This is a genomic window from Type-E symbiont of Plautia stali, from assembly GCF_059731115.1.
On record NZ_AP035906.1, the window covers coordinates 1,092,668 to 1,117,222 of the forward strand.

A 24,555-nucleotide genomic window follows, 5' to 3' on the forward strand; every position below is an offset into this window, starting at 1 on the left:
GCAATAAAAAAGGCCGCTTGCGCGTAATGCCGATCAGTTAAGACAAAAATGATCGGTTGAACGATCCGGCAGTTCTGCAAGAATCCGTAATCTCTCAGGGATTACGGATTTTTTTATGCTTCTCAGTCAGGCTCTCGATATCGTTCATCACTTTACGCCTCAGGAATTCTCGGCGCTTTCTGATCTCCTTTCTCCTGAGCTCATTGATGAGTGTCTTGCTGATACCGGCACAGTGACGTTACGGAAGCGCCGGTTATCGATGGAAATGATGGTCTGGGCTGTGACCGGCATGGCACTTTTTCGCTCCCATTCGATGACCCAGCTCGTCTCACACCTGGATATCCTTCTGCCGGGGAAAAGGCCCTTTGTTGCGCCCAGCGCGGTTGTGCAGGCCCGACAGCGATTTGGAGAAGATGTTATCCGGTTAATGTTTGAGAAAACGCAGCGCCTGTGGTTTGAAAAGACACCGCTGTCGCACTGGAACGGACTGACTCTGATGGCGGTGGATGGCACCGTATGGCGCATCCCTGACACACCAGAGAATGATGCCGCCTTCGGGCGAACGGCCAATATTAATAAGTGCTCTGAGTGGCCGCAGGTGCGAATGGTCTGTCAGATGGAAGTCACCAGTCACCTGCTGTCAGCAGTAGCGTTCGACAGCGTCTCAGCTGTCGGCGAAGCCGATCTTGCCGCTCAGCTTATCCCACAGACCCCCGACCACTCTTTGACTCTCTTTGATAAAGGTTTTTATGCGCTGGGTCTGCTGCACGCCTGGCACTCAGCGGGAACGGAAAGACACTGGATGCTGCCGCTGCGCAAAGGAGCACAGTACCGTGTAGTCCGTAGCTTAGGAGCCGGGCAGGAGTTGGTGGAATTACAGCTGTCGCCGCAGGCGAAGAAAAAATGGCAGGGTGCTGGAGACACGCTGACGGCAAGGCTTATCAGCAAAGAACTCAACGGAAAAACGGTTCAAATCCTGACATCTATGTGCGACCCCCTGAGGTATCCCAAAGCAGATGTCGTGGATTTGTACAGCCATCGCTGGGAAATAGAGCATGGGTTCCGCGAGATGAAACAACACCTGCTGAATAATGAGCTGACGCTGAGAAGCAAAAAGCCAGAACTTGTGCGTCAGGAGCTGTGGGGCGTGGTCCTGGCCTATAACCTTCTGAGGTTCATGATGGCGCAAATGGCGTACAGTCTGAAAGGCGTGGAACCTTATCAGATGAGTTTTAAGCAGTCCGCACTGTATCTGAGAAGTCATCTGAGCCTGCTACCGGGCATCTCACCGGGAAAAATACCGCGGATAATGGAAGAGATAATGGCGATGGCGCCAGGGCTGGTGTTGCCGGAAAGAAGAGTGCGGCATTACCCAAGGGCGGTAAAAAAGAAGCCGCAACGTTATCCGTTGCGGCCTCCATTAAGATCTTAACTGACAAGCATTACGCTTGCGCGGCCTTTTCAACAGGTGACAACTTAGTGTTTGTGCTCGACCGGATGGCCTTGCTCAATCTCCGCTTTGTTCTTACCAAAGCGGCGACGTACCACCACGAAGAACACCGGCACGAAGAAGATCGCCAGCGCGGTGGCGGTGACCATGCCGCCCATTACGCCAGTACCTACGGCGTTCTGTGCGCCGGAACCAGCACCGGTACTGATGGCCAGCGGCAGAACACCGAGGATAAAGGCCAGTGAGGTCATCAGAATTGGACGCAGACGCATACGTGCTGCTTCCAGAGTTGATTCCACCAAACCTTTCCCTTCCTTCTCCATCAAATCCTTGGCGAATTCAACGATCAGGATGGCGTTCTTCGCCGACAAGCCAATGGTTGTCAGCAGTCCCACCACGAAGTAGACGTCGTTACTGAGTCCGCGCAGGGTGGTGAAGATCAATGCACCGACCACACCCAGCGGCACCACCAGCATAACGGAGAACGGTATCGACCAGCTCTCATACAATGCCGCCAGACACAGGAACACCACAATCAGCGAGATGGCGTACAGGGCAGGGGCCTGGTTACCGGACAGACGTTCCTGATAAGACATACCGGTCCAGTCATAGCCGATACCCGCAGGCAGTTTGCCCGCCAGCTCTTCCATCAGGTTCATGGCATCGCCGGAGCTCTTGCCTGGTGCAGCCTGACCCAGAATCTCCATCGATGGTAAGCCGTTGTAACGTTCCAGACGTGGTGAACCGTACTGCCACTTCGCCGAAGAGAAGGCTGAGAACGGAACCATAGTGCCGGAGCTGTTACGCACAAACCATTTGCTGATGTCATCTGGCAACATACGCGAGTCAGCCTGGCCCATGACGTACACTTTCTTCACACGACCGCGGTCGATGAAGTCATTGACGTACGAACCACCCCAGCCCGCGCCCAGCGTGGTGTTGATGTCAGACAGCGACACACCCAATGCCTGCGCCTTTTCCTGATCGATGATCAGTTTGTACTGTGGCGTATCTTCCATACCGTTTGGACGCACGCCCACCAGCGTATCCGGATGCTGGGCAATCATGCCAAACAGCTGGTTACGCGCGGCGGTTAACTTCTCGTGACCCAGGTTACCCTGGTCCGTCAGCATGAAGTCGAAGCCGGTGGCGTTACCCAGCTCGATAATGGCTGGCAGGTTGAACGGGAAGACCATCGCATCTTTGATCTGACCCAACGCCTGCATGGCGCGTCCGGCAATCGCTGGCACTTTCAGGCTGGCATCGCCACGCTCATCCCACGGTTTCAGGCTGACGAAGGCAATACCGGTGTTCTGACCACGACCCGCAAAGCCAAAGCCGTTAACGGTAAATACCGAGTTAACGCTGTCTTTCTCTTTGTTCAGGAAGTAATCGGTCACCTGATCCAGCACTTTCTGTGTACGTTCCTGGGTTGCACCGGCTGGCAACTGCGCCTGCGCCAGTAACAGACCCTGATCCTCTTCCGGCAGGAAGGAGGTTGGCAGTTTCAGGAACAGATACGCCATGCCGACCACGATCACCAGGTAGATCACCAGATAACGACCGGTGCTACGCACGATGTGACCCACGCTATCCACGTAGTGGTTGGTGCTCTTGTCAAACAGGCGGTTGAACCAGCCGAAGAAGCCGGTGGTTTTACCGTGATCGCCTTTCTTGATCGGTTTCAGCATGGTGGCACAGAGTGCCGGCGTCAGAATCAACGCCACCAGTACTGACAGTGCCATCGCGGAAACGATGGTGATCGAGAACTGACGATAAATAACCCCGGTCGAGCCGCCGAAGAAGGCCATCGGGATAAATACTGCGGACAGCACCAGGGCAATACCCACCAGCGCACCCTGAATCTGCTCCATTGAACGTTTCGTCGCTTCTTTCGGCGGTAAACCTTCTTCCGCCATCACACGCTCAACGTTCTCTACCACCACGATGGCATCATCCACCAACAGGCCGATGGCGAGCACCATCCCAAACATCGTCAGGGTGTTTATCGAGTAACCAAAGGCACTGATAATCGCAAACGTACCCAGCAGGACCACCGGCACCGCAATGGTCGGAATCAGCGTGGCGCGGAAGTTCTGCAGGAACAGGTACATCACCAGGAACACCAGCACGATCGCCTCAAACAGCGTTTTCACCACTTCGAAGATCGAGATCTTCACGAACGGCGTGGTGTCGTACGGATAAACGGTTTTCATGCCTGACGGGAAGAACGGCTGCAGTTTGGCCAGCTCATCTTTCACCGCTTTGGCGGTATCCAATGCATTCGCACCGGTTGCCAGTTTCACACCGATACCCGAAGCCGGTTTGCCGTTGTAGCGGGCGATGATCTCGTAGTTTTCACCACCGAGTTCAATCTTCGCCACGTCACGCAAGCGTACCTGTGAGCCATCCTGGTTCACTTTCAGCATGATGTTGCCGAACTCTTCAGTATTGGTCAGACGGGTCTGCGCAATGATCGAGGCGTTCAACTGCTGGCCCGGTACGGGCGGTGTGCCACCCAACTGACCGGCGGCGACCTGGGTGTTCTGAGTTCCCAACGCACTGATGACATCCACCGGCGTCAGCTGGTAGTTGTTCAGTTTGTGTGGATCAAGCCAGATGCGCATCGCGTACTGCGCACCAAACACCTGAGTATCACCGACGCCAGGCGTACGGCTGATCGGATCTTTGATGTTGGAAGCGACGTAGTCAGAGATGTCATTCTGCGTCATGCTGCCGTCATCACTGACAAAGCCGGCCACCATCAGGAAGCTGCTGGAAGACTTTTTAACCTGAATACCTTGTTGCTGTACTTCCTGCGGCAGCAGTGGCATGGCCAGCTGCAGCTTGTTCTGTACCTGTACCTGCGCAATATCTGCGTTAGTACCGGACTGGAAGGTCAGGGTCAGAGTCAATGTACCGGACGAGTCACTGCTCGAGGCCATATACATCAGGCCATCGATGCCGTTCATGTTTTGTTCGATAACCTGGGTTACCGAATCCTGCAGCGTTTTCGCATCAGCACCCGGGTAGGTTGCCTGGATTTCAACCGCCGGCGGCGCAACATTGGGATATTGCTCAATCGGCAAGCTGATAATCGCAAGAGTACCTGCCAGCATAATGATGATGGCAAGCACCCAGGCAAAAATGGGGCGATCGATAAAGAACTTAGCCATGTATCAGTGGCTCCTGTTTAGGACGATGATTTAGCAGACTGTGATTCCGGTGCTGCTTTGGCATCATCTTTGACTTCTTGTGGTGTCACCTGCGCACCTGGCTTGGCACGCTGAAGACCGACGGTGATCACGCGATCGCCTTCTTTCAGGCCATCAGTTACCAGCCATTTGTCGCCAAATGCCTGATTAGCGGTGATATTACGGACTTCCACTTTGTTATCTGCGCCCACTACCATCGCGGTTGCCTGACCGGTTGGGGTACGAGTTACGCCCTGTTGCGGTACCAGCAGTGCGGTTGGGTTGGTGCCTTCATCCAGACGCGCACGCACAAACATCCCTGGCAGCAGGCGGTGGTCCGGGTTCGGGAAGATGGCGCGCAGCGTGATGGAGCCGGTAGTTTCATCCACGGTCACATCAGAGAATTCCAATGTGCCTGTCTGCGTGTATGCGTTACCGTTTTGCATCAAGAGCGTGACGTTGGCTTTGCCGTCATTCTGTTTCAGCTGACCGGATTCCAGTTCTGCGCGCAAACGCAGGAAATCATCACTGGATTGGGTCACATCGACATACATAGGATCGAGCTGCTGCACGGTTGCCAGCGCAGTGGTTTGACCGCTGGAGACCAGAGCGCCCTCAGTGACTGACGATTTACCAATGCGACCGCTGATCGGCGACGTCACTTTGGTGTAAGCCAGATTGATGCGGGCGGTTTCCACGTTAGCCTGGGCTGCCTGAACGGCTGCAGCCGTCTGTGCAGCGGTGGCCGCAGCGGTGTCATAGTCCTGCTGACTGATGTACTTAGTACCCAGCAGCGGCTTATAACGTTTGATGGTTAACTGCGCGACGTGTGCATTGGCTTGCGCCTGTGCTAAATCGCCTTTGGCGCTGTCATAAGCCGCCTGGTAAGTTGCCGGATCGATCTGATACAGGGACACGCCTGCTTTGATATCCGTCCCTTCCTCAAAATTACGCTTCAGAATAATGCCTGACACCTGAGGGCGCACTTCTGCCACGCGGAATGCCGAAGTACGTCCTGGCAGTTCGGTGGTAATTTTCAAAGGCTCGTTTTTTAACGTCACAACACCCACTTCTGGGGGCTGCTGCTGGGCGGCTTGCTGGGATTTATTATCATCACATCCTGTTAACACAAAGCTGCCTGAAAGCATCAGGACGGCCGCCAGAGGCGCTAATCCTCTGTTTTTATTCATAAATAAACCTCTAGTGTCCGATATCAAATGATCAATGGATCACAAACCGATAAACCCATTGCTGCGTTAAAACACGGGTCGTGCTATGGTACATACATTCACAAATGTATGTAAACTTGCCAGTTTGTAAAAAAAGTCCTCTATGGCACGAAAAACCAAAGCGCAAGCACTTGAAACGCGGAACCAAATTCTGGATGCCGCTTTAGCACACTTCTCTGAACACGGTGTGGCTGCCACATCCCTGGCAGATATCGCAGCAGCGGCCGGCGTCACGCGCGGTGCTATCTACTGGCATTTCAAAAATAAAGCCGATGTTCTGCATGAAATCTGGCTTCGGTGTGACGCTGGGCTTGACGATGTGGAACTTGAGTATCAGACAAAATACCCGGGCGATCCACTTTCTGTTATCCGTTCGATGTTGATCTATATCCTTGACGCCACAGCAAAGGATCCACAAAGACGCGCTTTAATGGAGATTATCTTCCATAAATGTGAATTCGTTGGCGAAATGTCGACATTACAGGATATGCGTCAAAGTTTACTGCTTGAGTGTTACGACCGAATTGAATTGGTGCTACGTGAGTGTATCGAAGTGGGCCAGTTGCCTGCGGGATTGAACACGTTGCAATCGGCGCGTCTGATGTGCGGCTATATCAACGGTATGATGGAAAACTGGCTGTTTAACCCGCAGGCGTTTGATCTGGCAGCAGATGCGCCGCAGTTGGTGGATGCCTTTATTGATATGCTGCGACTCAGTCCCACTCTTTCCTCGGCGCGTTAATTTACGCCCTCTGCCGCCTGTTTCTGCTGATAATCGCGTTGGACAATCGCCAGCGCGGCTAACACGGTTGCGGTCGGCACCTGGTTCTCTTCCAGCAGTTGAATCAAATCCACTGCCAGTTTGATCTCATCGGATGCAGTTTCCAGTGACATGATCTCTCCTTGTTAAATACGTAATTTTGCCGCCACCAGCAGCATCAAAATGGAACCCAGCAGTGCCACCCCAAAGCCAGCGGGATGCAACGTCGCTAAATCACCCGTTGTAAAATAAGTCGCGATGTAACCCCCAATTAACGCACCAATCACTGCCAGCACCAGCGTCGGAACAAACCCACCCGGCCGACCGGGAAAAACCATGCGCTTGATGCAGCCAGCCACCACGCCAATCGCCATCCACATAATTAGGGTCATGATTTTCCTCCTTCATTCATAGGGGGAGTATATATCCTAAATAATTTCAGGTGCAGGCAAGTGGCAAAGGAATGAACCCGCAGGGGCTTACTCATGCAGACATGGGGGGAATGAGCGTAGCCAACGCACCTGCCATGTGAAGTATGACGGGTATAGAGGAAAGTGGGCGGCGATTACCGTGCCGGGCCTGACATTTCCAGTTTGTGCATCGCATGGCGACAGCGTGCCAGCCGCTCGTGCAGCACTTCGATATCGCGGATCAACTGCTGCTGCACGCTGAGGGTTTCGGCGCGCGCCAGATGTTGCTCACGTTGTTCGATCATCGCCAGCAAGCGCGTTTCATAGCCCTGATACTCTTCGCGCTTCGACTGGCGCGGATCAACGCGAGGACGCTCACGCGGGGTGCGCAGTTGCTGGCTCTGGCATTCGCGTTGCAGGGCGGCAATCTGGTCCAGCACTTTCTCCGCCAGCCACTGACGGCGTATGACGTTGGTATCAGCAGCGATGAGCTGGGTTAAATTCTGTTCCAGCTCAGCAAGATAATCAGCGAGCCGCGTGCCTTTGCAATGGAACAGTTGGGCGTCAAAACGGGGCTGTCGGCACGCACCATCGCGTTGCTGCGCGATTTGCCGTCGTAGCTGATCGACAATGGCGAGCAGACGTTGATGTGCGGGCGGTTGGGGCATCACTCTGATTCCGACTGTGTTAACGTAGCGCAGTTCCGATTTTATCAGGCATCAGGCATGCAACGAATTTTTCTTCTGTGTCTTGGCTGGCTGGCGATTGTGCTGGGCACGCTGGGCATTGTATTACCTTTATTACCGACCACGCCATTTATGTTGCTGGCCGCCTGGTGCTTTGCCCGTTCGTCACCGCGTTTTCATCACTGGCTGCTGTGGCGCTCGCCGTTTGGTCGCTATATCCGCCACTGGCAACAGCATCGCGCCATGCCGCCCGGCGCCAAAGGCCGCGCCATGTTGCTGATTGTCATCACCTTTGCCGCTTCTATTTATCTGGTTAACATGCTGTGGGTGCGGATTATGCTGGGCATCATGTTGTGCGCGCTGCTGTTGTTTATGTGGCGTATCCCGGTAGTGGCAGAAAATGCTGACAGCGGCGATTAAGTGCGGCAGGGTTGCATTTAGACAGGTATTTGCATAGATTTGGGCATCTTCGTGCGTGGCTTCCCTTTTTAAACGTCTTCGCTTAACCCGGTTTCCGGGTATTGGCGCTGTCGGATGCTGCGCGTATTAGATATTTTTCCAGGCGTAACACTTATGACCGCAACTGCTCAGCAGCTTGAACTCATCAAAAACAGCATCAAAAGCATCCCTGACTACCCTAAGCCGGGCATCCTGTTCCGTGACGTCACCAGTTTGATGGAAGATCCGCAGGCCTATGCTGCGTCGATTGCCATTCTGGTTGAACGCTATCGTGACAAAGGTATCACCAAAGTGGTGGGTACCGAAGCACGTGGCTTCCTGTTTGGTGCACCGGTGGCACTGGGTCTGGGTGTCGGTTTTGTGCCGGTGCGTAAGCCGGGCAAGCTGCCGCGTGAAACCTACAGCGAGAGCTATGAGCTGGAGTACGGTTCTGATGCGCTGGAGCTGCACAAAGATGCCATTAAGCCAGGTGATGTGGTGCTGGTGGTGGACGATCTGCTGGCCACCGGCGGTACGCTGGAAGCCACGGTGAAACTGATCCGCCGTGCCGGTGGTGAAGTGAAAGATGCTGCGTTCGTGATCAACCTGTTTGATCTGAGCGGTGAAGCGCGCCTTAACGCGATCGGCATTGATTGCTACAGCCTCGTGAATTTCCCCGGCCATTAAGGTCTGTGCGCCGCTGGCCTTGGCCATCGCGGCGCATTTCATTGCGCGTTCCTGCCGTCGTACCTTTGTATCAATATCTGATAAATCGTACCGCTCAAGCGGATGCGCGATGAAATTCAGCGCCTGCAGCGCGGGTATAGGCATATCCTGTTGTGGCTGTTAGACTACTGCCCATATAAACAGGGGTTGCGAAGCTGCATTTTTCCTCTTTGTCTTGTGGCGGAACCCGGTTCACTTAGCCGCACCGCTGTGCCAACTCAATAAATTCCAGTGATTGAATCCACATGAGCTATCAGGTACTTGCGCGAAAATGGCGTCCCCAGGCTTTCGCTGACGTAGTCGGTCAGGAACATGTGCTGACTGCGCTGGCCAACGGATTGTCACTGGGACGAATCCATCATGCTTATCTCTTCTCCGGTACACGCGGCGTGGGGAAAACCTCGATCGCCCGTTTGCTGGCGAAAGGTCTTAACTGCGAAACCGGCATCACCTCCACGCCATGTGGTCAGTGTGATAACTGCCGTGAAATCGAGCAGGGGCGCTTTGTCGATCTGATTGAGATCGATGCCGCGTCGCGCACCAAAGTCGAAGACACGCGCGATCTGCTGGATAACGTGCAGTACGCCCCGGCGCGCGGTCGCTTCAAGGTTTATCTGATCGATGAAGTGCACATGCTCTCGCGTCACAGCTTTAATGCGCTGTTGAAAACGCTGGAAGAGCCGCCGTCGCACGTCAAATTCCTGCTGGCGACCACCGATCCGCAAAAACTGCCGGTGACCATTCTGTCGCGTTGCCTGCAGTTCCATCTTAAAGCGCTCGACGTCGAGCAAATTCAGCAGCAGTTAGTGCATATATTGCAGCAGGAGCAGATTGCCGCCGAGCCGCGTGCACTGCATCTGCTGGCGCGTGCCGCTGATGGCAGTATGCGTGATGCCCTGAGTCTCACCGATCAGGCGATTGCCATGGGGCAGGGCAGCGTGACGCGTGAAACCGTGGCGCAAATGCTGGGCACGCTGGATGACGAACAGCCGCTGGCGCTGATTGAAGCGCTGGTGGAGGGCCAGGGTGAACAGGTGATGGCACTGCTGAATCAGGCGGCATCGCGGGGTGTCGAGTGGGAAGCGCTGCTGGTCGAGATGCTGCGATTGCTGCATCGTGTGGCGATGGTGCAACTGCTGCCGGCTTCACTGGGCGAGGATGATGTGAATCAGGCACAGCGCTTGCGCGATTTAGCGCGCGTATTGCCACCCGCCGACGTGCAACTTTATTACCAGACCTTACTGATGGGACGTAAAGATCTGCCACTGGCACCGGATCGCCGCCTCGGCGTCGAGATGACGCTACTGCGTGCGCTGGCATTCCATCCGCAGGCGACTATTGCCGAGCCGGTTGCGCGGCCCAGCCTGATTCCGCAGGCGGCACCGCAAGCGTCTGCTGCATCCGCAGGCGTTGCTGCGCCGGCCTCTTCCGCTCAGGTTACTGCTCCAGCTTCGTCAGCCAACACTGCCGTGTCAGCAACGCCAGCGGCTTCCGCTCCCGGACCTGCAGCCACTTCTTCGGCACCTCGCACCGCCTCTGCCGCGCAGCCGCAGATGGCGCCACCGCCGATGGCTGATGATTACGCCGATATGCAACCGGCGCCAGAACATATGTCCGACTCCACCAGCCAGCTGTTACAGGCGCGAACGCAGTTGCTGCGTCAGGGAGCCGGCAAAGCAAAAAAGAGTGAGCCGGCAGCGCGTCCCGCGCGGCCGGCGAACCCGGCGCTGGAACGTCTTGCCAGTGTCACCGAACGCGTGCAGCAGCGTGCGTCTGAACCCGCGGTAAAAACGCCCGCGAAGCCAGAAGCCTATCGCTGGAAAGCCCAGCAAACGGTCGAGGTAAAAGCGGAGCCTATCGCAACGCCAAAAGCCTTGCGTTCTGCTCTGGAGCATGAGAAAACGCCTGAGCTGGCGCTTCGTCTGGCCGAAGAAGCCCAGCAGCGCGATGCGTGGGCCGCCGAAATAGCCGCACTGACGTTGCCAAAACTGGTGCAGCAGGTGGCGTTAAACGCGTGGAAAGAGGTGGGCGAGAACGCCGTCACGCTGCATTTGCGCAGCAGTCAGCGTCACCTGAATTCAGCGTCGGCAAAACAGGCGTTGACGGAAGCGCTCAGTCAGGCAGCCGGACAAACGGTTGAACTGACCATCGTTGAAGACGATAATCCTGCGGTGTTGACGCCACTGGAATGGCGTCAGGCCATTTATGAAGAGAAACTGGTGCAGGCGCGCCAGTCGATTGAAAGCGATACTCACATTCAGACATTGCGTCGATTCTTCGATGCCGATCTGGATGAAGAGAGTATTCGACCCGTTTGAACACCCGCTGTCGCGCGTGAGTGGCGCGCAGCCCCAGCAGAGAGAGAAGACTATGTTTGGTAAAGGCGGATTGGGCAACCTGATGAAACAGGCCCAGCAGATGCAAGACAAAATGGCCAAAGTTCAGGAAGAGATTGCCGCGCTGGAAGTGACCGGTGAATCAGGCGCTGGCCTGGTCAAAGTCACCATCAATGGTGCACATAATTGCCGCCGTGTTGAAGTCGATCCAAGCTTGCTGGAAGACGACAAAGACATGCTGGAAGATCTGATTGCGGCAGCCTTCAACGATGCAGCACGTCGCATTGATGAAACGCAGAAAGAGAAAATGGCCTCTGTGTCATCTGGTATGCAGCTGCCACCTGGCTTCAAGATGCCGTTCTGATGCAAACCAGTCCACTGCTTGAATCTTTGATGGAGTCGCTGCGTTGCCTGCCGGGCGTGGGCCCGAAATCGGCGCAGCGCATGGCTTTTCAGCTGTTACAGCGCGATCGTAGCGGTGGTATGCGTCTGGCGCAGGCTTTGACCCGCGCGATGTCGGAAATCGGCCACTGTGCCGATTGCCGCACTTTCACCGAGCAGGAAATTTGCACCATCTGCGCCAATCCGCGCCGTCAACAAAACGGCCAGATTTGCGTGGTGGAGAGTCCTGCCGATATCCACGCCATTGAGCAAACCGGCCAGTTTGGCGGCCGTTACTTTGTGCTGATGGGCCACTTGTCACCGCTGGATGGCATCGGTCCGCAAGATATCGGTCTGGATCGGTTAGAGCAGCGGCTGGAGCGTGAAACGCTGACCGAAGTGATCCTCGCTACCAACCCAACGGTGGAAGGTGAAGCCACGGCCAATTACATCGCTGAACTGTGCGGGCAATATGGCGTCGATGCCAGCCGCATTGCACACGGTGTGCCGGTCGGCGGTGAGCTGGAAATGGTCGATGGCACCACGCTGTCGCACTCACTTGCCGGACGCCACAAGATTAAATTCTAATCACTTGCCGATGTCTTCACCGACATCGGCTTGAAATTCCCATCATCATCCCCATTTCTCTCTCGACATATGATCAACCCCGATTTAGTTGAGGTAGCAATGACCATGAAAGGACAAGAGACGCGTGGCTTCCAGTCAGAGGTAAAACAACTTCTGCACCTGATGATTCACTCCCTCTATTCAAACAAAGAGATTTTCCTGCGTGAACTGATCTCCAACGCTTCGGATGCCGCCGACAAACTGCGCTTCCGCGCCCTGTCCACGCCGGATCTGTATGAAGGCGATGGCGACCTGCGCGTGCGTATCTCGGTCGATAAGGATAATCGTACGCTGACCTTAAGCGATAACGGTATCGGTATGCGCCGTGATGAGGTGATTGAGAACCTCGGCACCATCGCGAAGTCCGGCACCAAATCTTTCCTTGAATCGATGGGCTCAGACCAGGCGAAAGACAGTCAGCTGATCGGTCAGTTCGGCGTGGGCTTCTACTCGGCGTTTATCGTTGCGGATAAAGTCACCGTGCGTACTCGTGCTGCGGGCGCGAAAGCCGATGAAGCCGTGTTCTGGGAATCGGCGGGCGAGGGTGAATACACTCTGGCAGAAATTGAGAAAGCCGATCGCGGTACCGAAATCACGCTGCACTTCCGCGAAGGCGAGGATGATTTCCTTGATGCGTGGCGCGTACGCAACGTGATCAGCAAATACTCCGATCACATTGCGCTGCCGGTTGAGATTGAGACCAAAGACGAAGAGAACGACACCACCACCTGGGAGAAGATCAACAAAGCCCAGGCGCTGTGGACGCGCAACAAGTCTGAAATCAGCGACGAAGAGTACAACGAGTTCTATAAACACATCGCCCATGATTACAGCGATCCGGCGATCTGGAGCCACAACCGTGTGGAAGGAAAGCAGGAGTACACCAGCCTGCTGTACATCCCGCAGCGTGCGCCATTCGACATGTTCAACCGCGACAGCAAACACGGCCTGAAGCTGTATGTGCAGCGCGTGTTCATCATGGACGATGCCGAGCAGTTCATGCCGAACTACCTGCGCTTCGTACGTGGCCTGATAGATTCCAACGATCTGCCGCTGAACGTCTCGCGTGAAATCCTGCAGGACAGCCGTGTCACCCAGAGCCTGCGCGCCGCGCTGACCAAGCGTAGCCTGCAGATGCTGGAAAAACTGGCTAAAGACGACGCCGAAAAATACCAGCAGTTCTGGAAAGAGTTTGGTCTGGTCCTGAAAGAAGGCCCCGCCGAAGACAACACCAATCAGCAGGCGATTGCTAAACTGCTGCGCTTTGCCACCACGCAGAGTGAAGGCGCTGAGCAGACCATTTCGCTGGACGATTACCTGAGCCGCATGGTGGAAGGGCAGGATAAGATTTACTACATCACTGCTGACAGCTATGCCGCCGCGAAGAGCAGCCCGCATCTGGAACTGTTCCGCAAAAAAGGTATCGAGGTGCTGCTGCTGTCCGATCGTATCGACGAGTGGATGATGAGCTACCTGACCGAGTTCGACGGTAAAACCTTCCAGTCAGTGAGCAAAGCGGATGAGTCGCTGAGCAAACTGGCCGATGAAGAGACCGAAGAGCAGAAGGAAGCGGAGAAAGCGCTGGAGCCGTTTGTTGAGCGCGTGAAAACGCTGCTGGGCGAGCGTGTGAAAGAGGTGCGTCTGACTCATCGTCTGACCGACACCCCGGCGATTGTCACCACCGACGCCAACGAAATGACCACCCAGATGGCGAAGCTGTTTGCTGCTGCGGGCCAGGAAGTGCCGGATGTGAAGTACATCTTCGAAATCAACCCGGAGCATACGCTGGTGAAACGCGTGGCGGATACCCACGACGAAGCGCATTTTGCTGAATGGGTTGAGCTGCTGCTGGATCAGGCGCTACTGGCTGAGCGCGGCACGCTGGACGATCCTAACCAGTTTATCCGTCGTATGAACCAACTGCTGACGGCATAAGCCATTCAGCGCCCGCGCCGGTTGGCATCAATACCGGCGGCAGGGTTGGCAAGAGACAAAAAAGGTCGGCATTGAATGCCGACCTTTTTTTAATGCAGCGCCTGATCGCGCAGCCAATCCCGGAACAACGTTATCTCCGCATCATGCTGACGTGACATTTTCGTCATCATCCAGGTGGCGCGGTCCACCCGCACAAATCCCAATGGAGCGATAAGCGTACCGTCGCTCAACTCCTGCCTGACCAGTAAACGCGGGGCCATGATCACCCCTAAGCCATTTCTCGCCGCCTGAATGCCCAGAGTGAGATTATCGAAATGCTTACCGACCCAATAATTGCCACGCGCACCGCTGGTTTTCGCCCACTCGGCCCAGGCGTGCAGTCGTGTATCGGCATGCAGCAGCGGCAATGACGCTAAATCCTGCTCATTGTGAAAACGCGCGGCATACTGAGGCGCGCACAGCGGGCCGATGTAGTCATCGCTGATCAGCGTAGCATCAATATCCTCATCCGGTGACTGCTCATAGCTAAGGATCAGCACATCGGTGTGTTCACTGCGCAGCTGATCGATCTCCACCAGCGGCTGAAACTGCACTTCAATATCGGGATAGCGTTGATAAAAACTGCTAATACGTGGAATCAGCCATTGCGAGAGAAAACTGGGCGCGCAAGAGACGCTGAGGTGATGACGCATGCCGGTGCGAATGCTTTCGCAGGTGGTGGAGAGTTCGCTAAACGCCTTCTGACAACTCACCAGCAAGCGCTCGCCGTGTGAGGTTAATTTGACGCGCCCATTGGTACGGACGAATAAGGGCTTTCCCATCCAGCTTTCCAGCTGTCGAATCTGATGGCTAATGGCGCTGTGTGTCACATGAAGACGCTCGGCCGCCACGCTAAAACTGCTGTGCAGTGCTGCCTGATGAAAATAGTGCAGTGCACGTAACGACGGAAGCGCGGTCATACTCATCCCCTGTGTAAAAACCTAACAGGGATTGTCAGTTTATATCATTTTAATGTCCAGCCGCATTGGCCTAACCTTTCCCCCAGATTATGGCGGGTTGACGGATGGCGTTGTCTGTGTTTAACGCGGCTAATGTTCCCCCTCAATCTGCGACACTCACAGCATTTTTATAATTAGAGAAATCTCACGCGATGGATCACCAACATGCTTCTGCCAGGGCGGCGGCAGCGCGCGATCGACTTCGCGGCTTGCTTTCACGTCACTATCGGCTGGAAAATTACGACCTCTTCTTTGCACCTTCTTTGCATATTTCGCGGGTGCTGCTCTCACAACTGTTTTTACGTCAGGAACAGGCGCGCAATCAAACGCGTTACGCTTCGCAATATCCGGTCAGTGAACTGAGTGTGTTACCCGCAGTGCCGATGATGGCTGGTAACATTGCGCTGGTGGAGCATGTCGACATGCTGCAGGGGCGGGTGCGTCCGCTGGCGGAGTGTCAAAGTCAGGGCGTGACCGACGCCTCGGAATCCTTTGCCACCTTGTTGCATAAACGATTAATCAGCGATGCGCGATTGTTTGTGGCGCGGCTCGATCGTCATGCGGCGTTAAGCAGTGACCTGGTGTTAATTGCATTGAAAACCTGCGATTTCAGCACGCTGGTGCGCAGCGAATTGCGGTTATTTGAGCAGGGACTGGCCTTTGGCTCGTCACTGGATCAAACCCTTGAAATGATGGAAAACAGCGACTGGCGGCCGTTTAATATCGCTAGCGTGGATAATATTACGCTTGAGGCCCCGGTTCAGCTGCAATCGATTCAGCAGCACGGCTTACCGTTCGCCCTGTTCCCCATGCCGGTCAGTCTTACCTTGCCCGACTTACCGCAGGATATGCATCTGCTTCCCGCTCATCACCGATTGCGCCTGCATGCCAACGTGCGAGGTGGTGTGAACAAAAATCAAAACGTCACGCCGATCCTGAAGAGACGTCTGAAAGACGTGTTAAGCGTTAGCCTTGATTCTTAAAAACGGGCACTCTGCTGGTATTTTGCGCTAAAGCAAGTCAAAGTAAAGCTTTCACCGGAAGCGCGCCCGTTTCCTTGTGGTGCGCGGGTCATAATGGTATGTTCTTGGCCTTCTCAGATTGATCAATGCGATTCGCAAGGGGAATTACGCAATGCGTATTATTCTGCTCGGGGCACCGGGCGCAGGTAAAGGCACTCAGGCTCAATTCATCATGGAGAAATATGGTATTCCGCAAATCTCCACCGGTGACATGTTGCGTGCGGCAGTTAAAGCAGGCACCGAACTGGGCCAACAGGCGAAAGCCATCATGGATGCCGGTAAACTGGTGACAGACGAGCTGGTGATTGCGCTGGTTAAAGAGCGTATCGCGCAGGAAGACTGCAAAAACGGTTTCCTGCTCGATGGCTTCCCACGCACTATCCCACAAGCTGATGCCATGAAAGACGCGGGCATCAATGTGGACTTCGTGCTGGAGTTTGCCGTACCGGACGAACTGATTGTGGATCGTATTGTTGGCCGTCGCGTGCATGCGCCGTCTGGCCGCGTGTATCACGTCACCTATAATCCTCCAAAAGTGGAAGGCAAAGATGACGTGACCGGCGAAGAGCTGACCACGCGTAAAGACGACCAGGAAGAAACCGTGCGTAAGCGTCTGGTGGAATACCATCAGCTGACTGCACCGCTGATTGCTTACTACAGCAAAGAAGCGGAAGCCGGTAACACCCAGTATCACAAGATCGACGGCACCCGTAAGGTGGCTGAAGTGAGCACGCAGCTGGCCGGTATTCTCGGTTAATGCGGATCAGGGGCCGGTTGTCCGGCCCTTTTGCAGCAATTGCTTTCCCCTCCCACGATTTCCGCTACAATTTCCCCCTGATTTTGATCCATTCGTTTTGACATCAAGGAAATACCAATGAGGCAAGAAAAGCCTGGGGTTTTGCTGGTCAATTTAGGCACACCTGATGCGCCTACAACACCTGCCGTTAAGCGCTATCTTAAACAGTTCCTTGGCGACCCGCGCGTGGTGGATACACCGCGTTGGTTATGGTGGCCGATTCTCAATTTCGCCATTTTGCCGTTCCGTTCGCCGCGCGTGTCGAAGCTGTACGCCTCGGTGTGGATGAAAGAAGGCTCTCCGCTGATGGTGTTCAGCAAGCAGCAGCGCGATGCGCTGGCGCAGCGCGTGGATATGCCGGTTGAGCTGGGCATGAGCTACGGCCAGCCAAGCCTCGACGGGGCGGTACAGCGTTTGCTGGACCAGGGTGTCACCAAACTGATTGTGTTGCCGCTCTATCCGCAATTCTCGTGCTCGACGGTGGCTGCCGTTTGGGACGGATTATCCGCCAGCTTTAAACCGCTGCGCTCCCTGCCTGAAGTGGCTTTCATTCGCGATTATGCCGAGCATCCTGCCTATATCGCAGCACTGAAGGCTTCGGTTGAGCGTTCGTTTGCGCAGCATGGCGAACCGGACCTGCTGGTGCTGTCGTATCACGGCATCCCACAGCGCTTTGCCGACGAAGGTGATGATTATCCGCAGCGCTGCAAAGACACCACCGAGGCGCTGGCTGCCGCGTTGGGCATCGCGCCGCACAAAATCATGATGACCTTCCAGTCACGCTTTGGTCGCGAGCCATGGTTGACACCGTACACCGACGAAACCATGCAAGGTTTACCGGCCAAGGGCATCAAACATGTGCAGGTGATGAGTCCCGGCTTCTCCGCAGACTGCCTGGAAACCCTGGAAGAGATCAGCGAGCAGAACTGTGAGTTCTTCCTGCACGCCGGTGGCGAGAAGTTTGAATACATTCCCGCGCTCAACGCCGATGACGAGCACATCGAGATGATGGTTCAGCTGGTCAACGCACGCCGATAAAGTGCTGGCAGAGAGTGTGATATCATTCTCTGCCAGATTTCCCTTACGGCAGCCACGATGAAATTTCCCGGCAAACGCAAATCCAAACACTATTTCCCCGTTAACGCGCGCGATCCGCTGCTGCAAGCCACACCTCAAGAGCAGGAAGAGGGCAGTTGGGTGGTGGGTATCGACCAGACGCTGGTGGATATTGAAGCCAAAGTTGATGATGACTTTCTGCAACGCTACGGACTGAGCGCCGGCCACTCGCTGGTGATCGACGATGCTACCGCAGAAGCTTTGTATAACGAGCTGATGCGCGATGCGCTGATCAGCCATCAATTTGCCGGCGGCACCATCGGTAATACGCTGCACAACTATTCCGTGCTGGCCGATGACCGTTCCGTATTGCTCGGCGTGATGTGCAACAACATCCAGATTGGCGGCTACGCTTATCGCTATCTGTGCAACACCTCCAGCCGTATGGATCTCAACTTCCTGCAAGGCGTGGATGGCGCGATTGGCCGCTGCTTCACTCTGATTGGTGAGCAGGGCGAACGCACCTTTGCCATCAGCCCGGGTTTAATGAACCAACTGCAGGCGGACAGCATTCCGGAAGAGGTGATTGCCGGGGCGTCGGCGCTGGTGCTGACTTCCTATCTGGTGCGCTGCCAGCCGGGTGAACCGATGCCAGCGGCCACGCTGCGTGCCATCGACTACGCGAAAAAACATAACGTGCCGGTGGTGCTGACGCTGGGAACCAAATACGTGATTCAGGACGATCCGCAGTTCTGGCGCGATTTCCTGCGCGATCATGTATCGATCGTGGCGATGAACGAAGAAGAGGCGCTGGCGCTGACGGGTGAGCAGGATCCGCTGCTGGCGTCGAATATTGCGCTGGACTGGGTGGATCTGGTGCTGTGCACTGCTGGCCCTACCGGTTTGTATATGGCTGGCTTCACCGAAGATGAATTCAAGCGCAAAACCAATCATCCGCTGTTGCCGGGCGCGATTGCCGAATTCAACCAGTATGAGTTCAGCCGCGCTATGCGTCATCAGGATTGCCAGCAGCCGCTGCGCATCTTCTCGCACATCGCGCCTTATATGGGCGGCCCTGAGAAGATCATGAACACCAATGGCGCGGGCGATGGTGCTCTGGCCGCGCTGCTGCACGACATCACCGCCAATAATTTCCACCGCCAGAAAGTGCCGAACTCCAGTAAACACGCACGCGGTTATCTCACCTATTCGTCGCTGGCGCAGGTGTGTAAGTATGCCAACCGGGTGAGTTATCAGGTGCTGAATCAGCATTCACCGCGTCTGATGCGCGGGCTGCCTGAGCGGGAAGACAGTTTAGAAGAGTCGTACTGGGACAGGTAACAGTGAACCCGTAACGGCGCGATTTATCGCGCGTTTGTTGGCAGCGGTGCTGCTTGAATTGCGCGATTAATCCCGCCGCTACGGTGTCTGTTGAATAGCGGCGCTACGGTATCAGTTGAATTATGGCGCTACGGTGTCTGTTATATCGGGCATTCCCGCACAATCGGGTTCTGCGCGATCTCTTCCTGCAGCACGTTCAGCATGCTGTTGGCGATCTCACGCTCGCCCATCACCACGCGATTGGCACCGCGCTCCATGATGTAATTCACTTCATCGTCGTAATGCGCGCGGGCAATAATTTCGATATCCGGACGCTTCTCACGCGCGGCGGTGACAATCTCCCCGGCTTCGTAACCGTTTGGAATGGTCAGCAGCAGCCAGCGTGCACAGTCGAGTCGGGCTAACTCCATGGTATCGACGCGAGCCGCATTGCCCAGCACCGCCTTGATCCCTTGCTCACGCAGCGCTTCAACGCGCGGACGGGAATTTTCCACCACCACCAGCGGCACATCGGCTTCCATCAGCTGCTGGCCCAGCAAGCTGCCAACGCGGCCATAACCCACAATGACCGCGTGATTGCAGATATCCAGCGGAATCTGCTTCTCTTCTTCAATCGCCTCTTCCAGCGTCTGCTCTTCGATGGTTTCAGTCTTATCGAGGTAGCGCTCCAGAAGGGTAAATAGAATCGGGTTGAGCATAATCGAGAGGATCGCAGCCGCCAGCACCAGATTGCGTCCTTCATCACTCAACATGCCGAGTGAAATACCTAATCCGGCAAGGATAAAAGCGAATTCCCCAATCTGCGCCAGACTCACCGAAATGGTCATGGCGGTACGGCGCGAGTGGCCGAGCAGCGTCACCAGCAGCCAGGCGGCGATGGATTTCCCGAGCACGATGATCGCCAGCGCGCCCAGCACCGCCAGCGGCTGCTCGATCAAAATCATCGGGTCAAACAACATACCGACCGAGACAAAGAACAGCACCGCAAACGCATCGCGTAGTGGGAGAGTATCGTGCGCGGCACGGTGGCTGAGTTCGGATTCGTTAAGCACCATACCGGCAAAGAAGGCGCCGAGGGCGAAGGAGACATCGAAGAATTCAACCGCACCGAAAGCGATACCCAGCGCCAGGGCCAGTACGGATAAGGTGAACAGTTCACGCGATCCGGTGGCGGCACTTTTTGCCAGAATCCACGGCACCACACGACGGCCCACCACCATCATCAGCACCATAAAAGCGACGACTTTGCCGATGGTCAGCATCAGGTCCCAGAACAGCAGAGAGGGGCTGGCGTTGCCTTCTTCCAGCATTCCGGCAATGGCGGGCAGCAGCACCAGCGTCAGGACCATCACCAAATCTTCAACAATCAGCCAGCCAATGGCGATCTGCCCCCGCTGGCTATCAATCAGTTGGCGCTCTTCCAGCGCACGCAGTAACACCACGGTACTGGCGGTGGAGAGACAGAGGCCAAACACCAGACCGGTCATCCACGACCAGCCCATCGCCCACGACAGCCCCATTCCCAGCAGCGTGGCCACCGCGATCTGCGCGATGGCGCCGGGAATGGCGATCGACTTTACCGACATCAAATCCTTCAGCGAGAAGTGCAAACCCACGCCAAACATCAGCAGGATAACGCCGAGTTCGGCGAGCTCAGGCGCGAGGTTAGTATCGGCGACGAAGCCCGGGGTAAAGGGACCGGCGAGCACGCCAGCCAGCAGATAACCGACCAGCGGGGAGATTCGCAGACGGTTGGCAATCATTCCAAGGATAAAGGCGAGGACCAGGCCCCCGACAATGGTGGTGATCAACGGTGTGGTGTGATGCATGCCTGTCTCCTTGTGTGCAAATGTATCCGCTTGTAACAACCTAGTGTAATGCACAATCGCTAACCACGTTTAAACATTTGAGCGGTGAAAAGCGATTAAATTGAAAAATTAAGAAGAAAACGCAGCTTAAGCAGCATTTTCCTCAGTTATCTCATACTATCGGCAGGTTTTACGCAGAATGGAGGGGGGCGAGGAAAAAGCGTTGCCCCCCAAAAGTGGCTTACGCGTGGCGGTTATCAGGTAAGAAAGCGGTTAAAAGGCCGATTAAAGGCAGCCAGGCACAGATTTGATATACCCATTCGATGCTGGTGTGGTCTGCCACTACGCCCAACACGGCGGCACCGAGCCCACCCATGCCAAAGGCAAAACCGAAAAACAGCCCGGAAACCATACCAATACGCCCTGGCATCAGCTCCTGCGCATACACCAAAATGGCAGAAAACGCCGAGGCGAGAATCAACCCGATGATCACGCTCAACACGCTGGTCCACATTAAGTTGGCGTGGGGCAACAGCAAGGTGAAGGGCGCAACGCCAAGAATCGATACCCAAATCACGTATTTACGGCCGATTTTATCGCCAATCGGCCCGCCAATAATGGTGCCCGCAGCCACCGCGCCGAGGAAGGCAAACAGATGGAATTGCGAGGCCTGAACAGAAAGTCCGAACTTCTGGATTAAATAGAAGGTGTAGTAGCTGCTCAGGCTGGTGAGATAGAAGTATTTAGAGAAGATAAGCAGCAGCAAAATGCTGATCGCCAACGCCACTTTCTTACGCGGCAGCGGGTTAACCGGCGCAACCGTTGCCTTTGCCTTACTGGCGCGCTGCTGGTGGCTATACCAGCGGCTGACCTGCAGCAGCACGATAATGCCGAGCAGTGCCGCCAGCACGAACCAGGCAAGATGCCATTTGCCGTAAGGGGCCACGATCATCGCTGCCAACAGTGGGCCTAACGCGCTACCAAAGTTGCCGCCCACCTGGAACAGGGATTGAGCCAGGCCATGACGTCCACCGGAGGCCATACGCGCCACGCGCGAAGATTCCGGATGAAACACCGAGGAACCACTGCCCACCAGCGCGGCAGCGAGTAGCACCTGCGGATAGGTGCTGGAGAACGTCAGCAGCACCAGACCACACAGCGTAAAGCCCATCCCCACCGGCAAAGACCAGGGTTTTGGGTATTTGTCGGTGTAATGACCGATGATCGGCTGTAGTAGCGAAGCGGTGACCTGAAAGGTTAGCGTTATCAGACCTATCTGGACGAAGTTAAGGCTAAAATCTTTTTGCAGCATCGGGTAGATCGCCAGCAGCAGCGATTGCAGCATATCGTTGAGCAGATGCGCGAGGCTGATGGCACCTAAAATGCCAAAAGCGGTCCGTCCCGGTGCGCGTGCCGGGGTTGCGATGTCACTTGCCATAAAAATCCTGAAGAGTGCAGTTATCGTTATCAGTTTGTTACTACCGCATGACTCTATAAGCCTTTAGTCTTGAGTTAAAGTGCCATATGTGCGACACAGAAGGGTGATAAAGCACATTAAGTCCACGGCAAAGTGGAAAGACGCAGAATAAGGAGATCGGCTTTGTTGTTATTCCCGCGGAGAGGGCGCTGGCTGGCGCTGATCATGCTGTTGCTGCCGATGCTGGCGCAGGCATGGCAGACGGATCGCAGTTATCGATTCAGTATTCTGCACACCAATGATCATCACGGTCGCTACTGGACCAATGCGCAGGGCGAATACGGTCTGGCGGCACAGAAAACGCTGATGGATAAACAGCGTTATGATGTGCAGGCTAAAGGCGGTGGTGCCTTGATCCTTTCCGCCGGAGACGTGAATACCGGCGTGCCGGAATCGGATCTGCTCAATGCCGAACCCGATATTCGTGGCATGAACCTCATCGGCTACGATGCCATGGCGCTCGGCAATCACGAATTTGATAAGCCGCTCAGCGTGCTGCAACAGCAACAGAAGTGGGCCAAATTTCCCTTCCTCTCTGCCAATATCTATCAAAAGGGCACCGACCAGCGTCTGTTCAAGCCGTGGGCGATCTTTAATCGCATGGGGCTGAAGATCGCGGTGATCGGTTTGACTACCACCGATACGCTGAAAATTTCCAACCCGGAAAATATCGCTAACATCGACATCCGCGATCCGGTGAAAGAGACGGAAAAAGCGGTGGCGGAACTGCGTGCCAGCGAGAAACCCGATGTGATCGTGGCGCTGACGCACATGGGCCATTACGACGACGGACAGCACGGCAGCAACGCGCCGGGTGATGTGGAACTGGCGCGCAGCCTGCCGCCGGGCACTATTAATGTGATTATTGGTGGCCACTCGCAGGACGCGGTGTGCATGGAAAAAGATAACGTCAGCGTGAAAGATTATCAGCCCGGCCAGCCTTGTCAGCCCGATCGCCAAAATGGCGTGTGGATCATGCAGGCAAAAGAGTGGGACAAATACGTCGGGCGCGGCGATTTCACCTTCCGCAACGGCGAATTGACGCTGGACAGCTATCAGCTGATCCCGGTGAACCTCAAGCACGAAGTGAAGAATCTGGATGGCAGCGTTTCCTGGCTTACCTGGCAGGAAGAGATCCCACCCAACAGCGCAATGATGAAATTGTTGACGCCGTATCAACTGCGCGCGGCAAAGAAACTCGACGTCACGGTTGGCAGCAGTGATGGCGTGTTCGTGGGCGAACGCGACAAAGTGCGCTTTGAACAAACCAACCTAGGGCAGCTGATTCTGCGCGCGCAGATGGCAGCGACCCAAGCGGATTTCGCGGTGATCAGTGGTGGTGGCATTCGCACTTCACTGGCCGCAGGCAAACTGAGCTGGCGCGATCTGTTGCAGGTGCAGCCGTTTGGTAATCAGGTGGTGTCAGTCACGCTGACCGGAGACGAATTACTGAAGTATCTTGCCACGGTTGCCAATATCAAGACCAACTCCGGTGGTTTCGCGCAATTCAGCAATATCAGTCTGGTGGCGGATGGCAAAGCGGTGAGTGAGGTGAAGATCAATGGCGAGCCGCTGCAAAAAGACAAAACCTATCGCATGGCCACCAACAGCTTTAATGCCAGCGGCGGTGATGGTTATCCCAACATCGAGGCGCATGCGGGCTTCAGCAATACCGGACTGCGCGATGCAGATGTGCTGCGCGATTTTGTCACGGCGCACTCACCGCTGAAAATCGCCGACTATGCGCCAACCGGCATCGTGCATTTGACGGAGCAGCAGGTACAGGAGCGCGACAAAGCGCAGGAAAAACCCAGGAAGCGCAGCTACCCGCAAGCCATTTTGGCGTGGATCTGGCCGCGTGCGCTGCACAATTAAAAACGGCGCC

At 55.4% G+C, this 24,555-nt stretch carries 21 protein-coding genes and 1 other annotated feature; of the genes, 13 read left to right on the plus strand and 8 right to left on the minus strand.

Features of this window, described 5'->3' with window-relative positions; all coding sequences use genetic code 11:
* Nucleotides 1-115 precede the first annotated feature (115 nt).
* Entirely contained in the window at nucleotides 116-1,432 is a 1,317-nt protein-coding gene (locus tag AC6I8L_RS04925; RefSeq protein WP_058962543.1) for an IS4 family transposase, read from the plus strand.
* Between the two features lie 44 nt (nucleotides 1,433-1,476).
* Here the strand turns inward: AC6I8L_RS04925 and AC6I8L_RS04930 are convergent, their stop codons facing one another.
* A complete protein-coding gene (locus AC6I8L_RS04930) occupies nucleotides 1,477-4,626 on the minus strand; it encodes a multidrug efflux RND transporter permease subunit AcrB (protein ID WP_058962251.1) in 3,150 nt (1,049 codons plus the stop codon).
* A 17-nt stretch (nucleotides 4,627-4,643) separates the two neighbouring features.
* Nucleotides 4,644-5,834 (minus strand): efflux RND transporter periplasmic adaptor subunit, encoded by a 1,191-nt coding sequence (locus AC6I8L_RS04935; RefSeq protein ID WP_034828153.1) that lies wholly within the window; start codon nucleotides 5,832-5,834, stop codon nucleotides 4,644-4,646.
* Between the two features lie 142 nt (nucleotides 5,835-5,976).
* On the opposite strand from AC6I8L_RS04935, the gene acrR reads away from it, so the two are divergent.
* Complete coding sequence (gene acrR, locus AC6I8L_RS04940; RefSeq protein WP_058962250.1) at nucleotides 5,977-6,615, plus strand: multidrug efflux transporter transcriptional repressor AcrR; 639 nt, start codon at nucleotides 5,977-5,979, stop codon at nucleotides 6,613-6,615.
* Here acrR and rsmS read toward each other — a convergent pair.
* The 3 genes from rsmS to priC all read right to left on the minus strand — a co-directional run bounded on the left by rsmS (nucleotide 6,612) and on the right by priC (nucleotide 7,711).
* Nucleotides 6,612-6,767, minus strand: a complete 156-nt coding sequence (gene rsmS / locus AC6I8L_RS04945) for a pleiotropic regulatory protein RsmS (RefSeq protein WP_064511361.1) — start codon at nucleotides 6,765-6,767, stop codon at nucleotides 6,612-6,614. The two genes, acrR and rsmS, sit on opposite strands and share 4 nt — an antisense overlap.
* A gap of 12 nt (nucleotides 6,768-6,779) precedes the next feature.
* Nucleotides 6,780-7,025 (minus strand): GlsB/YeaQ/YmgE family stress response membrane protein, encoded by a 246-nt coding sequence (locus tag AC6I8L_RS04950; protein ID WP_058962249.1) that lies wholly within the window; start codon nucleotides 7,023-7,025, stop codon nucleotides 6,780-6,782.
* Nucleotides 7,026-7,198: 173 nt separating this feature from the next.
* On the minus strand, nucleotides 7,199-7,711 hold the full coding sequence (priC, locus tag AC6I8L_RS04955; RefSeq protein ID WP_058962248.1) for a primosomal replication protein PriC: 513 nt from the start codon (nucleotides 7,709-7,711) through the stop codon (nucleotides 7,199-7,201).
* A 57-nt stretch (nucleotides 7,712-7,768) separates the two neighbouring features.
* Here priC and AC6I8L_RS04960 point away from each other — a divergent pair, with 57 nt between their 5' ends.
* From AC6I8L_RS04960 to htpG, 6 genes are all read left to right on the plus strand, one after another.
* Nucleotides 7,769-8,149, plus strand: coding sequence for a DUF454 family protein (locus tag AC6I8L_RS04960; RefSeq protein WP_058962247.1), 381 nt, complete (start codon nucleotides 7,769-7,771; stop codon nucleotides 8,147-8,149).
* Nucleotides 8,150-8,302: 153 nt separating this feature from the next.
* Nucleotides 8,303-8,854, plus strand: coding sequence for an adenine phosphoribosyltransferase (gene apt, locus AC6I8L_RS04965; protein ID WP_058962246.1), 552 nt, complete (start codon nucleotides 8,303-8,305; stop codon nucleotides 8,852-8,854).
* Between the two features lie 284 nt (nucleotides 8,855-9,138).
* A complete protein-coding gene (gene dnaX / locus AC6I8L_RS04970) occupies nucleotides 9,139-11,211 on the plus strand; it encodes a DNA polymerase III subunit gamma/tau (protein WP_058962245.1) in 2,073 nt (690 codons plus the stop codon).
* Nucleotides 10,553-10,614, plus strand: a sequence feature (DnaX frameshifting element). It overlaps the preceding gene by 62 nt.
* A 52-nt stretch (nucleotides 11,212-11,263) precedes the next feature.
* Nucleotides 11,264-11,593, plus strand: a complete 330-nt coding sequence (locus tag AC6I8L_RS04975; RefSeq protein ID WP_031377860.1) for a YbaB/EbfC family nucleoid-associated protein — start codon at nucleotides 11,264-11,266, stop codon at nucleotides 11,591-11,593.
* Nucleotides 11,593-12,198: a recombination mediator RecR gene (gene recR / locus AC6I8L_RS04980; protein ID WP_007886897.1), complete on the plus strand. Its 606-nt coding sequence runs from the start codon at nucleotides 11,593-11,595 to the stop codon at nucleotides 12,196-12,198. Before AC6I8L_RS04975 ends, recR begins: the two co-directional genes overlap by 1 nt.
* A gap of 99 nt (nucleotides 12,199-12,297) precedes the next feature.
* Nucleotides 12,298-14,172: a molecular chaperone HtpG gene (htpG, locus tag AC6I8L_RS04985; RefSeq protein WP_058962244.1), complete on the plus strand. Its 1,875-nt coding sequence runs from the start codon at nucleotides 12,298-12,300 to the stop codon at nucleotides 14,170-14,172.
* Nucleotides 14,173-14,261: 89 nt separating this feature from the next.
* Here the strand turns inward: htpG and AC6I8L_RS04990 are convergent, their stop codons facing one another.
* Entirely contained in the window at nucleotides 14,262-15,131 is an 870-nt protein-coding gene (locus AC6I8L_RS04990) for a LysR substrate-binding domain-containing protein (protein WP_038648497.1), read from the minus strand.
* A gap of 191 nt (nucleotides 15,132-15,322) precedes the next feature.
* Between AC6I8L_RS04990 and AC6I8L_RS04995 the strand changes: the two genes are divergently transcribed.
* The 4 genes from AC6I8L_RS04995 to AC6I8L_RS05010 all read left to right on the plus strand — a co-directional run bounded on the left by AC6I8L_RS04995 (nucleotide 15,323) and on the right by AC6I8L_RS05010 (nucleotide 19,385).
* The gene (locus AC6I8L_RS04995) at nucleotides 15,323-16,153 is read left to right on the plus strand and encodes a DUF6024 family protein (protein WP_058962243.1); all 831 of its coding nucleotides are present in this window, start codon (nucleotides 15,323-15,325) and stop codon (nucleotides 16,151-16,153) included.
* Nucleotides 16,154-16,304: 151 nt separating this feature from the next.
* Nucleotides 16,305-16,949, plus strand: a complete 645-nt coding sequence (adk, locus tag AC6I8L_RS05000; RefSeq protein ID WP_034828185.1) for an adenylate kinase — start codon at nucleotides 16,305-16,307, stop codon at nucleotides 16,947-16,949.
* Between the two features lie 117 nt (nucleotides 16,950-17,066).
* The gene (hemH, locus tag AC6I8L_RS05005) at nucleotides 17,067-18,026 is read left to right on the plus strand and encodes a ferrochelatase (RefSeq protein ID WP_034828187.1); all 960 of its coding nucleotides are present in this window, start codon (nucleotides 17,067-17,069) and stop codon (nucleotides 18,024-18,026) included.
* Between the two features lie 57 nt (nucleotides 18,027-18,083).
* Nucleotides 18,084-19,385, plus strand: a complete 1,302-nt coding sequence (locus AC6I8L_RS05010; protein ID WP_034828189.1) for an inosine/guanosine kinase — start codon at nucleotides 18,084-18,086, stop codon at nucleotides 19,383-19,385.
* A gap of 140 nt (nucleotides 19,386-19,525) precedes the next feature.
* On the opposite strand, the gene ybaL is transcribed toward AC6I8L_RS05010, so the two are convergent.
* Nucleotides 19,526-21,214 (minus strand): YbaL family putative K(+) efflux transporter, encoded by a 1,689-nt coding sequence (gene ybaL, locus AC6I8L_RS05015; protein ID WP_034828192.1) that lies wholly within the window; start codon nucleotides 21,212-21,214, stop codon nucleotides 19,526-19,528.
* Nucleotides 21,215-21,434: 220 nt separating this feature from the next.
* Nucleotides 21,435-22,631: an MFS transporter gene (locus tag AC6I8L_RS05020; protein WP_058962242.1), complete on the minus strand. Its 1,197-nt coding sequence runs from the start codon at nucleotides 22,629-22,631 to the stop codon at nucleotides 21,435-21,437.
* 162 nt (nucleotides 22,632-22,793) lie between these two features.
* On the opposite strand from AC6I8L_RS05020, the gene ushA reads away from it, so the two are divergent.
* Nucleotides 22,794-24,545, plus strand: a complete 1,752-nt coding sequence (gene ushA, locus AC6I8L_RS05025; protein WP_058962241.1) for a bifunctional UDP-sugar hydrolase/5'-nucleotidase UshA — start codon at nucleotides 22,794-22,796, stop codon at nucleotides 24,543-24,545.
* Nucleotides 24,546-24,555 lie beyond the last annotated feature (10 nt).